Below are 14,313 nucleotides of genomic sequence, written 5' to 3'. Positions count from 1 at the left end.
TCCCGAGTCGTCTGGTGGGCGGGGGGGGGGGCGGGGGGGGGGGCCCCCCCCCCCCCCCCCACCCCACCTCCCTCATCCCGCACCAAGACTTCAGAATTTAGAGAACAAGAGAGAACAGGGACCATATGTCCAGCGAATCCTCCTTCGGCCTCATGCAGATCGGCCTCGCCACCGCGGAAGACATCCGCGGCTGGTCGTACGGCGAGGTTAAGAAGCCGGAAACCATCAACTACCGCACGCTCAAACCCGAGAAGGACGGCCTCTTCTGCGAGAAGATCTTCGGCCCGTCCCGGGACTGGGAATGCTACTGCGGCAAGTACAAGCGCGTGCGCTTCAAGGGCATCATCTGTGAGCGCTGTGGCGTTGAAGTCACCCGCGCCAAGGTCCGCCGTGAGCGCATGGGCCACATCGAACTGGCCGCCCCCGTTACCCACATCTGGTACTTCAAGGGTGTTCCGTCCCGCCTGGGCTACCTCCTTGACCTGGCGCCGAAGGACCTCGAAAAGGTCATCTACTTCGCTGCCTACATGATCACCAGCGTCGACGAGGCTGCCCGCCACGAGGAACTGCCCAACCTGCAGGTTGAGCACGACATCGAGAAGAAGCAGCTGATCGACAACCGCGACGCCGACATCGCCGCGATCGCCCGCGACCTTGAAGGCGAAATTGCACGCCTTGAGGGCGAAGGCGCCAAGGCTGCCGACAAGAAGAAGGCCCGCGACTCCGCCGACCGCCAGATGGCCAACGTGCGCAAGCGTGCCGACGCCGACATCGAGCGCCTCGAGCAGGTCTGGGACCGCTTCAAGAACCTGAAGGTCGCCGACCTCGAAGGTGACGAAGGCCTGTACCGCGAACTGCGCGACCGCTACGGCATGTACTTCGAAGGCTCCATGGGTGCCGAGGCGATCAAGAAGCGCCTCGAGAACTTCGACATGCAGGCCGAGTCCGACCTGCTGCGCGACGTTATCGCCAACGGCAAGGGCCAGCGCAAGACCCGCGCCCTCAAGCGGCTCAAGGTGGTCAACGCATTCCTGACCACCAACAACAGCCCGCTCGGCATGGTCCTCGACGCCGTCCCGGTGATCCCGCCGGAACTGCGCCCCATGGTCCAGCTGGACGGTGGCCGCTTCGCGACCTCCGACCTCAACGACCTGTACCGCCGCGTGATCAACCGCAACAACCGCCTCAAGCGCCTGCTTGACCTGGGTGCTCCGGAGATCATCGTCAACAACGAGAAGCGCATGCTTCAGGAAGCTGTTGACAGCCTCTTCGACAACGGCCGCCGCGGCCGCCCGGTCACCGGACCTGGCAACCGTCCGCTGAAGTCCCTGAGCGACATGCTCAAGGGCAAGCAGGGCCGTTTCCGCCAGAACCTCCTCGGCAAGCGCGTCGACTACTCGGGCCGTTCGGTCATCGTCGTCGGCCCGCAGCTGAAGCTGCACCAGTGCGGCCTGCCCAAGCAGATGGCCCTGGAGCTCTTCAAGCCGTTCGTGATGAAGCGCCTGGTTGACCTCAACCACGCCCAGAACATCAAGTCGGCAAAGCGGATGGTGGAGCGCTACCGCCCGCAGGTCTGGGACGTGCTCGAAGAGATCATCACCGAACACCCGGTGCTGCTCAACCGTGCACCTACCCTGCACCGCCTGGGCATCCAGGCGTTCGAGCCGCAGCTTGTTGAAGGCAAGGCAATCCAGCTGCACCCGCTGGTTTGTGGCGCGTTCAACGCCGACTTCGACGGCGACCAGATGGCAGTCCACCTGCCGCTGAGCCCCGAGGCGCAGGCTGAGGCCCGCATCCTGATGCTGTCCTCGAACAACATCCTGAAGCCCTCTGACGGACGCCCGGTCACCCTGCCTTCGCAGGATATGATCATCGGCCTGTACCACCTGACCACCAAGCGCAAGGGCTCGGCCGGCGAAGGCAGGATCTTCTCCTCCGTATCGGAAGCCATCATGGCCTTCGATGCACGCGAGCTGCACCTGAACTCGCAGGTCAAGATCCGGCTCGAAGGATTCGTTCCCTACGCCGGCTGGGAAGCCCCGGAAGGCTGGGAGCCCGGTCAGCCGGCGCTCGTCCAGACCTCCCTGGGCCAGGTTGTGTTCAACCAGACCCTGCCCGAGGACTACCCGTGGGTTGAAGCCGTTGCCGACAAGGGCGAACTGTCCCGGATCGTCAACGACCTCGCCGAGCGCTACCCCAAGGTCGTCACCGCGGCAACGCTGGACAACCTGAAGGATGCCGGTTTCTACTGGGCCACCCGTTCGGGCGTCACCGTCGCCATCTCCGACATCGAGGTTCCCGCTGCCAAGCCGGAAATCCTTGCAGGGTACGAGGAGCGCGCCGCCAAGATCCAGGGCCAGTACGACAAGGGCCTGATCGACGACGACGAGCGCCGCCAGGAACTGATCGAGATCTGGAACAAGGCAACCAACGACATCGCCTCGGTGATGCGTGAGAGCCTGTCCCCGATGAACACCATCAACCGCATGGTGTCCTCCGGTGCCCGTGGTAACTGGATGCAGGTCCGCCAGATCGCGGGTATCCGTGGCCTGGTGGCCAACCCGAAGGGTGAGATCATCCCGCGCCCCATCAAGTCCTCCTACCGCGAGGGCCTGTCGGTGCTGGAATACTTCATCGCCACGCACGGTGCCCGTAAGGGCCTGGCCGATACCGCACTGCGTACCGCCAACTCGGGTTACCTGACCCGTCGACTGGTGGACGTCTCGCAGGACGTCATCGTCCGCGAAGAGGACTGCGGCACCGAGCGTGGCCTGGTCACGCCCATCGCCGTCGCCGATTCCAACGGTGAGCTGGTCCTGGACGAGAACGTCGAGAACAGCGCCTACGCACGTACGCTGGCTGTCGACGTCGTGGACTCCGAGGGCAACGTCCTCGCAGCCGCCGGCACCGACTGCGGCGACGTTGTGATCGACGAGCTCTTCAAGGCGGGCATCACCGAGGTCAAGGTCCGCTCCGTACTCACCTGTGAGTCCAGCGTCGGCACCTGCGCCCTGTGCTACGGCCGCTCGCTGGCCACCGGCAAGACCGTGGACATCGGCGAGGCCGTGGGCATTATCGCCGCACAGTCCATCGGTGAGCCCGGTACCCAGCTGACCATGCGTACGTTCCACACCGGTGGTGCTGTTTCCGCCGGTGGTGGCGACGACATCACCCAGGGTCTGCCCCGTATCCAGGAGCTCTTCGAAGCCCGTACTCCGAAGGGTGTTGCCCCGATTGCTGAAGCAGCCGGCCGCATCACCATCGAAGAGTCCGAGCGCCAGATGCGCCTGGTCATCACCCCGGATGACGGAACGGAAGAGATCGCCTACCCGGTCCTCCGCCGTTCACGCCTGCTGATCGAAGACGGCGACCACGTCTCCGTTGGCCAGAAGCTGATCAACGGCCCGGTCGACCCCAAGCAGGTCCTGCGCATCATGGGCCCGCGTGCGGCACAGAAGTTCCTCGTGGACGAAGTGCAGGGCGTGTACCGCAGCCAGGGCATTGGTATCCACGACAAGCACGTCGAGGTTATCGTCCGCCAGATGCTGCGCCGCGTCACGGTCATCGAGTCCGGCGAATCGGACCTGCTGCCCGGCGAGCTCGCCGAGCGCAGCCGCTTCGAGGACGCCAACCGCCGCGTTGTGTCCGAGGGCAAGACTCCGGCTTCCGGACGTCCTGAACTCATGGGCATCACCAAGGCGTCGCTGGCCACCGAGTCCTGGCTGTCGGCAGCTTCCTTCCAGGAGACCACCCGCGTCCTGACGCAGGCGGCCATGGAAGGCAAGAGCGATCCGCTGCTCGGCCTGAAGGAAAACGTCATCATCGGTAAGCTGATCCCGGCCGGCACGGGTCTCCCGCGCTACACCGAGGTCACCGTGGAGCCCACTGAGGAAGCAAAGGCCAACCTGTTCACCGGCCCCAGCGCATTCAGTGACTTCTCGTACGACACCCTGGGCGGTGACGGAGCTCCCGAGTTCCACGCCATCCCGCTGGATGACTACGACCTGGGCAACGACTTCCGCTGATCCGGAAGCTTGACGACGGATGGTCCCGCACGGAAAAGTGGGGGACCATCCCCGTTTAACCCGCCGATTAAGGCATGGAGCCCGTCCATGCTAGACTTGTTACCAATTGTTATTGTGGCAGTGGATGAGTGCGCCGGTATCAGCTGAGAAGCTGGACCAGAGCGACGTTTCCGGTTTGCAGGGTTCTTGTGCAACGTATGCCACATTTTTGCATGCCTAGGGAACTGCAGGAATGTACGTTTCGTGCCGGTGTGCGATCCGACTATTAAGGCTTCGCCTTCGCCCCCATGGAGATTCCCTTCAGGGCCCGGGCGGCGGGGCAACGCAACAGGAGAGTGGCCGGAAACAGCCACTCCGGATAAAACGGAGAACACGAGAGTGCCTACGATTAACCAGCTGGTCCGTAAGGGCCGCACGCCTAAGGTCTCAAAGACCAAGGCTCCCGCGCTTAAGGGCAGCCCCATGCGCCGCGGTGTTTGCACCCGCGTCTACACCACCACCCCGAAGAAGCCGAACTCGGCTCTCCGTAAGGTGGCACGTGTGCGCCTCAACGGCGGCGTGGAAGTTACCGCCTACATCCCCGGTGTCGGCCACAACCTGCAGGAGCACTCCATTGTGCTCGTTCGCGGTGGTCGTGTTAAGGACCTCCCGGGTGTCCGCTACAAGATCGTCCGTGGCGCCCTCGATACCCAGGGTGTGAAGAACCGTAAGCAGGCCCGCAGCCGCTACGGCGCAAAGATGGAGAAGAAGTAATATGCCTCGCAAGGGTCCGGCCCCCAAGCGGCCGCTCGTTTCGGATCCGGTATACGGTTCCCCGCTGGTAACCCAGCTCATCAACAAGGTACTCGTTGACGGCAAGAAGTCCACGGCGGAGCGCATCGTCTACGGTGCACTCGAAGGCGCACGCGCCAAGTCCGGCGGCGACCCCGTTGCAGCCCTGAAGAAGGCCATGGACAACGTCAAGCCTTCCCTCGAGGTCCGCTCCCGCCGTGTCGGTGGCGCCACCTACCAGGTTCCGGTTGAGGTCAAGCCGGGACGCTCCACCGCACTTGCCCTGCGGTGGCTGGTTGGCTACTCCAAGGCCCGCCGCGAGAAGACGATGACCGAGCGCCTCCAGAACGAAATCCTGGACGCGTCGAACGGTCTCGGTGCCGCTGTGAAGCGTCGCGAAGACACCCACAAGATGGCCGAGTCCAACAAGGCCTTCGCACACTACCGCTGGTAATACTCCCCGGGCGCCGCCGGCTCAACCGAGCCGGCGGCGAACGTGTAGTCCATCCCAAAAGGAGACCCCGTGGCACAGGACGTGCTTACCGACCTTAGTAAGGTCCGCAACATCGGCATCATGGCCCACATCGATGCCGGCAAGACCACCACCACCGAGCGCATCCTGTTCTACACGGGTGTGAACCACAAGATCGGCGAAACGCACGACGGCGCTTCGACCACCGACTGGATGGAACAGGAAAAGGAACGCGGCATCACCATCACGTCTGCCGCCGTGACCTGCTTCTGGGAAAACAACCAGATCAACATCATCGACACTCCCGGCCACGTGGACTTCACGGTTGAGGTGGAGCGCTCCCTGCGCGTCCTCGACGGTGCAGTTGCCGTCTTCGATGGCAAGGAAGGCGTTGAGCCGCAGTCCGAGACTGTTTGGCGCCAGGCGGACAAGTACAACGTTCCGCGTATCTGCTTCGTCAACAAGATGGACAAGCTCGGTGCTGATTTCTACTTCACCGTAGACACCATCATCAGCCGCCTCGGTGCCAAGCCGCTGGTCATGCAGCTGCCCATCGGCGCTGAGAACGACTTCATCGGCGTCGTGGACCTGCTCTACATGCGTGCACTGGTGTGGCCCGGCGACGCCAAGGGCGACGTGACCATGGGTGCCAAGTACGAGATCCGCGAGATCCCGGCTGACCTCCAGGAAAAGGCCGAGGAGTACCGCGCGAACCTCGTTGAGACCGTCGCCGAGTCCTCCGAGGAACTCATGGAGAAGTACCTCGAGGGTGAAGAGATCTCGATTGACGAGCTCAAGGCCGGCATCCGCAAGATGACCATCAACTCCGAGCTCTACCCGATCTTCTGCGGCTCCGCGTTCAAGAACCGCGGCGTTCAGCCCATGCTCGACGCGGTTGTGGACTACCTGCCGAACCCGCTTGACGTCCCCCCGATGGTCGGCCACGACCCTCGCGACGAAGAGAAGGAACTGACCCGCAAGCCTTCCGCTGAAGAGCCGTTCTCGGCCCTGGCGTTCAAGATTGCGGCCCACCCCTTCTTCGGCCAGCTCACCTTCATCCGCGTGTACTCCGGTCACGTGGAAGCAGGCGCCCAGGTAGTCAACTCCACCAAGGGCAAGAAGGAGCGCATCGGCAAGCTGTTCCAGATGCACGCCAACAAGGAAATGCCCGTTGAGGGCGCTACCGCCGGCCACATCTACGCAGCCATCGGCCTGAAGGACACCACCACCGGTGACACCCTGTGCGATGCCAGCAACCAGATTGTGCTCGAGTCCATGAGCTTCCCGGAGCCCGTGATCTCGGTTGCCATCGAGCCGAACACCAAGGGTGACCAGGAGAAGCTCTCCACGGCCATCCAGAAGCTCTCCGCTGAGGACCCCACCTTCCAGGTGTCCCTCAACGAAGACACCGGCCAGACCATCATCGCCGGCATGGGCGAGCTCCACCTGGACATCCTGGTGGACCGCATGCGCCGCGAGTTCAAGGTTGAGGCCAACGTGGGCAAGCCCCAGGTTGCTTACCGCGAAACCATCAAGCGCGCCGTCGAACGCCACGACTACACGCACAAGAAGCAGACCGGTGGTTCGGGTCAGTTCGCAAAGATCCAGATTGCCATCGAGCCGCTGGACACCGCCGAGGGTGAGCTGTACGAGTTCGAGAACAAGGTCACTGGTGGCCGCGTTCCCCGCGAGTACATCCCGTCTGTTGACGCGGGCATCCAGGACGCACTGAACGACGGCGTCCTGGCCGGCTACCCGGTTGTTGGCATCAAGGCCACGCTGATCGACGGCGCGTACCACGATGTTGACTCCTCGGAAATGGCGTTCAAGATCGCCGGCCGTATGGCTTTCAAGGAAGCTGCACGCAAGGCGAACCCGGTTCTGCTCGAACCGCTGATGGATGTCGAGGTCCGCACCCCTGAGGAATACATGGGTGAAGTTATCGGTGACCTCAACTCCCGCCGTGGCCAGATGCAGTCCATGGAAGATGCACAGGGCGTCAAGGTCATCCGTGCGCACGTTCCGCTGTCCGGCATGTTCGGCTACATCGGTGACCTGCGCTCGAAGACCCAGGGCCGCGCTGTGTACTCCATGACTTTCAACAGCTACGCCGAGGTCCCGAAGGCAGTTGCCGACGAGATCATCCAGAAGTCCCGCGGCGAGTAGTCCTTCCGGACTTTCGAAGCGAACACCTCGGTGGCGCTGTCTGCCAGCGGACAGCGTGGCCGGTGCAGGTGGCCGGGCCGGCCGGAGTCATCCGGCCGGATTCCGGCCCCTGCACGAACAGGCTCAGGGGATTAGTATTAGTTCCTGAATCTGCAATTTCACCAATCCAAAGCCCCCCAAGTAGACTTGCCTGAGTTCTACCGCGATAAGCGCGGCTGGAGGGCAAGCTATTTGAAAACGTTCTAGGAGGAACCTGTGGCAAAGGCAAAGTTCGAGCGGACTAAGCCGCACGTCAACATCGGCACCATTGGTCACGTTGACCACGGTAAGACGACGCTGACGGCCGCCATTTCCAAGGTGCTGTACGACAAGTACCCGGATCTCAACGAGAAGCGTGACTTCGCGTCGATCGACTCTGCACCCGAAGAGCGTCAGCGCGGTATTACCATCAACATCTCCCACGTGGAGTACCAGACCGAGAAGCGTCACTACGCACACGTTGACGCCCCCGGCCACGCTGACTACATCAAGAACATGATCACCGGTGCTGCCCAGATGGACGGCGCAATCCTCGTGGTTGCCGCTACCGACGGCCCGATGGCTCAGACCCGCGAGCACGTTCTGCTGGCCCGCCAGGTTGGTGTTCCCTACCTGCTGGTCGCACTGAACAAGGCTGACATGGTCGATGACGAGGAACTCCTCGACCTCGTCGAAATGGAAGTTCGTGAGCTCCTCAGCTCGCAGGGCTTCGATGGCGACAACGCTCCGGTTGTCCGCGTTTCAGGCCTGAAGGCCCTGGAAGGCGACCCCGAGTGGGTCAAGTCCGTTGAGGACCTGATGGCTGCGGTCGACGAGTCCGTTCCGGACCCCGTACGTGACCGTGACAAGCCGTTCCTGATGCCGATCGAAGACGTCTTCACCATCACCGGCCGTGGCACCGTTGTTACGGGCCGCGCCGAGCGTGGAACCCTCGCCATCAACTCCGAGGTCGAGATCGTCGGCATCCGCCCGGTCCAGAAGACCACGGTTACCGGTATCGAGATGTTCCACAAGCAGCTCGACGAAGCATGGGCCGGCGAGAACTGTGGCCTGCTGCTCCGCGGTCTGAAGCGCGACGATGTCGAGCGTGGCCAGGTTGTCGTCAAGCCGGGTTCCATCACCCCGCACACCGACTTCGAGGCTAACGTCTACATCCTCTCCAAGGACGAAGGCGGACGTCACAACCCGTTCTACTCCAACTACCGCCCGCAGTTCTACTTCCGTACCACGGACGTAACCGGCGTTATCACCCTGCCCGAGGGCACGGAAATGGTTATGCCTGGCGACAACACTGAGATGACCGTTGCGCTCATCCAGCCCATCGCTATGGAAGAGGGCCTCGGCTTCGCTATCCGCGAAGGCGGCCGCACCGTTGGTTCGGGACGCGTCACCAAGATCATCAAGTAGTACTTGCTGATCAAGGATCCGCCGGGCTCCGGCCCGCGCTGAATCCACAAAGAAAGCCCCGCTGCTCCAAGCAGCGGGGCTTTCTTTTGCCCTTTCGGCAGGACCCTGCGGGTGCTGGGGGAGTGGCCACTGATACTGTTGCAGCACTGAAAGGAGATCATCATGGGCTGGCTTATTTTCCTGATCGTCGCGGTGGCCGTCGTGGGCGGGGTGTTCTGGGTCAAAAGGAATTTCCGGCACGAGATTGACCGGGCCAAGCGGATCAACAGGGCAAACAAGAACCAGTAGGAGGAGTTGCAGGCTCCTTCGCTGGTGCCCCTTATTCCTACTTTTCGGTATACCTAAATTCGCGGTATCCTCGTCTTATTGACGCCCGCAACGACGAGGACACGTGATGGCTGTTTTAACATTGGCCGCGGAATCCGCCACCACCAGAGTGTGGTCCCGCCTCCTGCTGCTCGGGCCCGCGTTCGTGGCCGCCATCGCGTACGTGGACCCGGGGAACGTGGCGGCCAACCTGACCGCCGGCGCTAACTTCGGGTACCTGCTCGTGTGGGTTCTGGTGGCAGCGAATGCCATGGCGGTGCTGATCCAGTACCAGTCAGCCAAGCTGGGTCTGGCCACCGGAATGAGCCTGCCGGAAATCCTCGGCAAACGCCTGGGAACCGGCCGGCGCCGCGCCTACTGGGTGCAGGCTGAGATCGTTGCCGGGGCAACGGATATGGCGGAAGTCATTGGCGGCGCCGTCGCGCTCAACCTTCTGTTCGGCCTGCCCCTGCTGACGGGCGGGTTCATCATCGGCCTGGCGTCCATGCTGCTGCTGGCACTGCAGTCAAACCGGAGCCAGAAGTCCTTTGAGCTTGCCATCCTGACCCTGCTTGGCGTCATCGCCGTCGGGTTTGTTTCAGGCCTGTTCGTCGCGCCGCCGGATGCCGGTGGTGCCCTCGCCGGCCTTGTGCCACGCTTCGAGGGAACCGACACCGTCCTGCTTGCCGCCAGCATGCTCGGGGCGACTGTCATGCCGCACGCGATCTACCTGCACTCGGCCCTGGCCAGGGACCGCCACGGCTTCTCAGAGGATCCGGCGGTCAGGACGCGGTTGATCCGCGCCACCCGCGTGGATGTCGCCGGTGCCCTGCTGCTTGCCGGAATCGTCAATATCGCCATGCTCCTGCTGGCCGCCACCAGCCTTCGCGGAGTTGAGGGGACGGACACCATCGCCGGTGCGCACGCAGCCGTGACGTCGGCACTGGGCCCCGTCATCGGCGTCGCATTCGCCATAGGCCTCCTGGCCTCGGGCCTGGCATCCACGTCGGTGGGGTGCTACGCGGGGGCCACGATCATGGGCGGCCTGCTCAAGGTCAGGATTCCGCTGCTGATCCGCCGCACGCTCACCCTGATCCCGGCTCTGCTGGTCCTGGGCGCCGGCGTTGAACCTACGCTGGCCCTGGTCCTCAGCCAGGTCCTCCTGAGTTTCGGCATTCCGTTCGCGCTGATTCCACTGATCCGCCTCACCGGCAGCCGCAAGGTGATGGGCAACCACGCGGACTCGAAACTGCTTCGGATCGCGGGCTGGACGAGCGCCACGCTCATCGTGGGCCTGAACTGCGTGCTGATTTTCCTCACAGTGCTGGGCGTCCATTGACGTGACCGGCCAGCCACCCGCCGGCTACTCCTGCCGGTGGCCCCGGGCGCGGGACAGCGCCTGGTACCAGTAGAAGGACCGTTTGGGGGTCCGCTCCAGTGAATTGAAGTCCACGTGCACCAGGCCAAAACGCTGCGAGTAGCCGGCGGCCCACTCGAAATTGTCCATCAGTGTCCACACGTAATAGCCGCGAAGGTCAACGCCCTCTGCCATGCCGCCGGGAGCCGTGGCCTCAAGCGCCGTCCCCAGATGCGCAGCCAGATACTCCACGCGGTCCGTGTCCTCCAGCGTCTCTGAAACCCTGTCGGGTTCAGGAAAGCTGGCCCCGCCCTCGGTGATGTACAGCGGCGGGAGGGCCTCCCCGTACCGGTCCCGCATTTCCCGCAGCAGGACCCCCAGGTGCTCCGGGGCAACCGGCCACCCGAAGCCGGTGCTGCCGTATTCCGGATACCCCACTTCGTGGAAGGGCAGCTTGGCCACTTCCTTGTGCATGTCCGCGGGCATGGGTGTGATGCCCGGTCCCAGGGCCACCTTCACCGGGAAGTAGTAGTTGAGCCCGTAGAAGTCCAGGGGCTGGTGGATGGTCTTGAGGTCGGCGTCGGAGATCCTGCCGATGGAGCACAGCCACGGCTTGGCGTACAAGGGCAGTGAGGGGTAGCGGCCCAGCAGGACGGGATCAGCGTAGATCCTGTTCATGAGGAGGTCGTACAGGTGTGCGACGAGCCGGTCGCCGATGTTCCGTGTGGCGGGCCTGACGGGGGAGTGCAGGTTGGTCAGGCCAACACCGCCGGCCACTCCGGCCGCCCGCAGCGCCTGCACGCCGAGCCCGTGCGCCAGAAGCTGGTGGTGGATGGCGGGAAGGGCATCGAACATCAATTTGCGTCCCGGCGCGTGCACCCCCAGGGCGTAGCCGTTGAGGGTGACCGAGACGGGTTCGTTGAGGGTAACCCATTGGTCCACTCGGTCGCCGAACCGCTCACCGGCGGCCCGGGCGTAGTCACCGAACCTATCGGCTGTGTCCCGGTTCAGCCAGCCGCCGCGGTGTTCCAGCGGCAAGGGGGTGTCCCAGTGGTACAGGGTGGCCATGGGGGAAATGCCGGCATCGAGGAGCTGGTCGATCAGGCGGTCGTAGAAGTCCAGGCCTTCGGCATTGAAAGTGCCGCGGCCGTCGGGCTGGATGCGTGGCCAGGAAAGCGAGAACCGGTAGGAGTCAACGCCCAGCTGCTTGAGCAGCGCAACATCCTCCGGCAGGCGGTTGTAGTGGTCGCACGCCACGGCGGGGGAGTGCCCGTCCATGATGGCGCCGGGCTTCTCTGCGAAGGCATCCCACCCGGACGGTCCCCGGCCGCCCGCCTTCAGTGCGCCTTCTATTTGGAACGCCGCAGCTGCGACGCCCAGGGTAAACGACGGCGGCACGCGCCCGGCCAGTTCCGTCACCGATTCAGTGCCTTCCAGGGTCATGCCCCTATCATCCAGCCCGTTCCTTTCCACGGCAATGGGGCGTGAGGGGGACGAAGCGAAGCCAATTCGCATCTGCCAGGCTTTTCCGGCATACTAGATGAGTTGTTCAAGCGCTTCTTCGCGTCCCGATCCGGATAATGCCGGGTGCAGGGTCCAAGCTGAAGACCAAACATAACCCACCCCAATGGAATTGCGGATTTGTATGCGTGTTCAGCGCGACACGCCCGACCGCGGGGGTCGGTTGCGCCGGCAAGGTGAGGAACCCGGATTTATCCGGATTCAGTTTGTGCGGCGGATGGTGGTTACGACCTCAAATGCTTCGGCAGCCATACAACGAGTAAGTGAACAGGGCAGCCCTAAACCGGGGAAGCACAGACTGAAAGAGAGTCAGGCGACATGGCGGGACAAAAAATCCGCATCCGGCTGAAGTCATACGACCACGAGGTCATTGACGTTTCAGCACGGAAGATCGTTGAGACGGTCACGCGCGCAGGCGCAACGGTAGTTGGCCCCGTGCCGCTGCCGACGGAGAAGAACGTGTACTGCGTTATCCGCTCTCCGCACAAGTACAAGGACAGCCGCGAGCACTTTGAAATGCGCACGCACAAGCGTCTTATCGACATCATCGATCCCACGCCGAAGGCTGTTGACTCGCTCATGCGTCTCGACCTGCCGGCTGACGTGAACATCGAAATCAAGCTGTAGGGAGGTGCTGAGAGACTATGACCGCAACCCGCAACGTAAAGGGCCTGCTGGGCACGAAGCTCGGCATGACCCAGGTCTGGGACGAGAACAACAAGCTCATCCCCGTCACTGTGGTCCAGGCAGACTCGAACGTCATCACCCAGCTGCGCAACGCAGACGTTGATGGCTACGTCGCCGTTCAGATCGGCTACGGCCAGATCGATCCCCGCAAGGTCACCAAGCCGCTGGCTGGTCACTTTGAAAAGGCAGGCGTCACGCCTCGCCGCCACGTCGTCGAACTTCGTACCGCAGATGCTGCCGAGTACGAGCTGGGCCAGGAGCTCTCTGTAGAGCTCTTCGAAGCCGGCCAGAAGATCGACGTCGTCGGGACCACCAAGGGTAAGGGCTTCGCCGGTGTTATGAAGCGTCACGGCTTCCACGGCGTTGGCGCTTCCCACGGTGCACACAAGAACCACCGTAAGCCCGGTTCAATCGGTGGCGCATCCACCCCGAGCCGCGTCTTCAAGGGCATGAAAATGGCCGGCCGCATGGGCGCCGTTCGTCACACCACGCTGAACCTCACGGTTCACGCGGTCGACGTCGAGAAGTCGCTGCTCCTTATCAAGGGTGCCGTTCCCGGTGCCCGTGGCCAGGTCGTCTTCGTACGCACCGCCGTGAAGGGAGCCTAGTTCAATGGCTAACACTGTCCAGGTTGACCTGCCTGCAGAGATCTTCGACGTTCAGACCAACGTGCCGCTGCTGCACCAGGTTGTCGTTGCCCAGCTCGCTGCTGCCCGCCAGGGAACCCACAAGACCAAGACCCGCGCTGAAGTTTCCGGTGCAGGACGCAAGCCGTTCAAGCAGAAGGGCACCGGCCGCGCCCGTCAGGGTTCCATCCGTGCTCCTCACATGACCGGCGGTGGCGTTGTCCACGGTCCCACCCCGCGTGACTACAGCCAGCGCACCCCCAAGAAGATGATTGCTGCTGCACTGCGCGGCGCACTGTCTGACCGGGCCCGCAACGGTCGTATCCACGTTGTCGCTGACCTGGTTGAAGGCACCAAGCCCTCCGCCAAGAACGCACTGGCAACGCTCCGCGGTGTTTCCGACCGCAAGAACCTGCTGGTCGTCATCGAGCGCGATAACGACGTTGCTGCACTGTCCGTGCGCAACCTCGCCGGCGTTCACGTTCTGTACGCAGACCAGCTGAACACCTACGACGTTCTCGTCTCTGATGACGTTGTCTTCACCAAGGCTGCCTACGACGCATTCGTTGCCGCTAAGGCAGCTAAGAACGAGGAGGATGCCAAGTGAGTGCAGCCACCATCAAGGATCCCCGCGACGTCGTGCTTGCACCCGTCGTGTCGGAAAAGAGCTACGGCCTGATCGACGAGGGCAAGTACACCTTCCTGGTGGACCCTCGTTCGAACAAGACCGAGATCAAGCTGGCCGTGGAGAAGATTTTCTCCGTCAAGGTCGAATCGATCAACACCATCAACCGTGCCGGTAAGCGCAAGCGCACCAAATTCGGATGGGGTACCCGCAAGAACACCAAGCGTGCGATTGTCACCCTCAAAGAAGGCACCATCGACATCTTCGGCGGTCCGCTCGCGTAGCGGAGACCACTTTAACGAGGAAATAAA

At 63.0% G+C, this 14,313-nt stretch carries 12 protein-coding genes; 11 read left to right on the top strand and 1 reads right to left on the bottom strand.

Translation table 11 applies throughout. From position 1 onward, the window contains the following. Positions 1–125: 125 nt before the first annotated feature. The 7 genes from ACWRN3_RS07580 to ACWRN3_RS07550 all read left to right on the top strand — a co-directional run bounded on the left by ACWRN3_RS07580 (position 126) and on the right by ACWRN3_RS07550 (position 10,525). Positions 126–4,025 (top strand): DNA-directed RNA polymerase subunit beta', encoded by a 3,900-nt coding sequence (locus ACWRN3_RS07580; RefSeq protein ID WP_159631358.1) that lies wholly within the window; start codon positions 126–128, stop codon positions 4,023–4,025. A 378-nt stretch (positions 4,026–4,403) separates the two neighbouring features. After that, a complete protein-coding gene (gene rpsL / locus ACWRN3_RS07575; RefSeq protein WP_009358312.1) occupies positions 4,404–4,778 on the top strand; it encodes a 30S ribosomal protein S12 in 375 nt (124 codons plus the stop codon). A 1-nt stretch (position 4,779) separates the two neighbouring features. Next, positions 4,780–5,250, top strand: coding sequence for a 30S ribosomal protein S7 (gene rpsG / locus ACWRN3_RS07570; protein ID WP_003803829.1), 471 nt, complete (start codon positions 4,780–4,782; stop codon positions 5,248–5,250). 69 nt (positions 5,251–5,319) lie between these two features. Next, a complete protein-coding gene (gene fusA / locus ACWRN3_RS07565; protein WP_324642644.1) occupies positions 5,320–7,434 on the top strand; it encodes an elongation factor G in 2,115 nt (704 codons plus the stop codon). Between the two features lie 255 nt (positions 7,435–7,689). Then, on the top strand, positions 7,690–8,880 hold the full coding sequence (gene tuf / locus ACWRN3_RS07560) for an elongation factor Tu (RefSeq protein ID WP_141159762.1): 1,191 nt from the start codon (positions 7,690–7,692) through the stop codon (positions 8,878–8,880). Positions 8,881–9,042: 162 nt separating this feature from the next. Next, positions 9,043–9,168 (top strand): hypothetical protein, encoded by a 126-nt coding sequence (locus ACWRN3_RS07555; RefSeq protein WP_255172848.1) that lies wholly within the window; start codon positions 9,043–9,045, stop codon positions 9,166–9,168. A gap of 106 nt (positions 9,169–9,274) precedes the next feature. Beyond that, positions 9,275–10,525, top strand: coding sequence for an Nramp family divalent metal transporter (locus ACWRN3_RS07550; RefSeq protein WP_476740264.1), 1,251 nt, complete (start codon positions 9,275–9,277; stop codon positions 10,523–10,525). Positions 10,526–10,549: 24 nt separating this feature from the next. Here the strand turns inward: ACWRN3_RS07550 and ACWRN3_RS07545 are convergent, their stop codons facing one another. Then, complete coding sequence (locus ACWRN3_RS07545) at positions 10,550–11,986, bottom strand: GH1 family beta-glucosidase (RefSeq protein ID WP_476740263.1); 1,437 nt, start codon at positions 11,984–11,986, stop codon at positions 10,550–10,552. Between the two features lie 396 nt (positions 11,987–12,382). Here ACWRN3_RS07545 and rpsJ point away from each other — a divergent pair, with 396 nt between their 5' ends. From rpsJ to rplW, 4 genes are read left to right on the top strand one after another with little or no spacing between them, the layout of a single operon-like run. Next, complete coding sequence (gene rpsJ, locus ACWRN3_RS07540; RefSeq protein ID WP_003803825.1) at positions 12,383–12,691, top strand: 30S ribosomal protein S10; 309 nt, start codon at positions 12,383–12,385, stop codon at positions 12,689–12,691. A gap of 17 nt (positions 12,692–12,708) precedes the next feature. Continuing rightward, positions 12,709–13,359 (top strand): 50S ribosomal protein L3, encoded by a 651-nt coding sequence (gene rplC, locus ACWRN3_RS07535; protein WP_159631362.1) that lies wholly within the window; start codon positions 12,709–12,711, stop codon positions 13,357–13,359. A gap of 4 nt (positions 13,360–13,363) precedes the next feature. Continuing rightward, a complete protein-coding gene (rplD, locus tag ACWRN3_RS07530) occupies positions 13,364–13,984 on the top strand; it encodes a 50S ribosomal protein L4 (RefSeq protein ID WP_175316316.1) in 621 nt (206 codons plus the stop codon). After that, the gene (gene rplW, locus ACWRN3_RS07525) at positions 13,981–14,286 is read left to right on the top strand and encodes a 50S ribosomal protein L23 (protein ID WP_011692807.1); all 306 of its coding nucleotides are present in this window, start codon (positions 13,981–13,983) and stop codon (positions 14,284–14,286) included. Before rplD ends, rplW begins: the two co-directional genes overlap by 4 nt. Positions 14,287–14,313: the final 27 nt, after the last annotated feature.

The sequence above is a fragment of the Pseudarthrobacter sp. rb genome (assembly GCF_056389225.1).
The sequence above is the reverse complement of the archived record's forward strand: the minus strand, read 5'-3'. Positions and strand labels throughout refer to the sequence as shown.

What these genes read in the sequence shown, in the direction of transcription:
- rpsJ (WP_003803825.1), top strand. Translation starts at nt 12,383, where the DNA reads ATGGCGGGACAAAAAATCCGCATCCGGCTGAAGTCATACGACCACGAG.
- rplC (WP_159631362.1), top strand. Translation starts at nt 12,709, where the DNA reads ATGACCGCAACCCGCAACGTAAAGGGCCTGCTGGGCACGAAGCTCGGC.
- rpsG (WP_003803829.1), top strand. Translation starts at nt 4,780, where the DNA reads ATGCCTCGCAAGGGTCCGGCCCCCAAGCGGCCGCTCGTTTCGGATCCG.
- ACWRN3_RS07580 (WP_159631358.1), top strand. Translation starts at nt 126, where the DNA reads ATGTCCAGCGAATCCTCCTTCGGCCTCATGCAGATCGGCCTCGCCACC.
- ACWRN3_RS07550 (WP_476740264.1), top strand. Translation starts at nt 9,275, where the DNA reads ATGGCTGTTTTAACATTGGCCGCGGAATCCGCCACCACCAGAGTGTGG.
- ACWRN3_RS07545 (WP_476740263.1), bottom strand. Translation starts at nt 11,986, where the DNA reads ATGACCCTGGAAGGCACTGAATCGGTGACGGAACTGGCCGGGCGCGTG.
- rplD (WP_175316316.1), top strand. Translation starts at nt 13,364, where the DNA reads ATGGCTAACACTGTCCAGGTTGACCTGCCTGCAGAGATCTTCGACGTT.
- ACWRN3_RS07555 (WP_255172848.1), top strand. Translation starts at nt 9,043, where the DNA reads ATGGGCTGGCTTATTTTCCTGATCGTCGCGGTGGCCGTCGTGGGCGGG.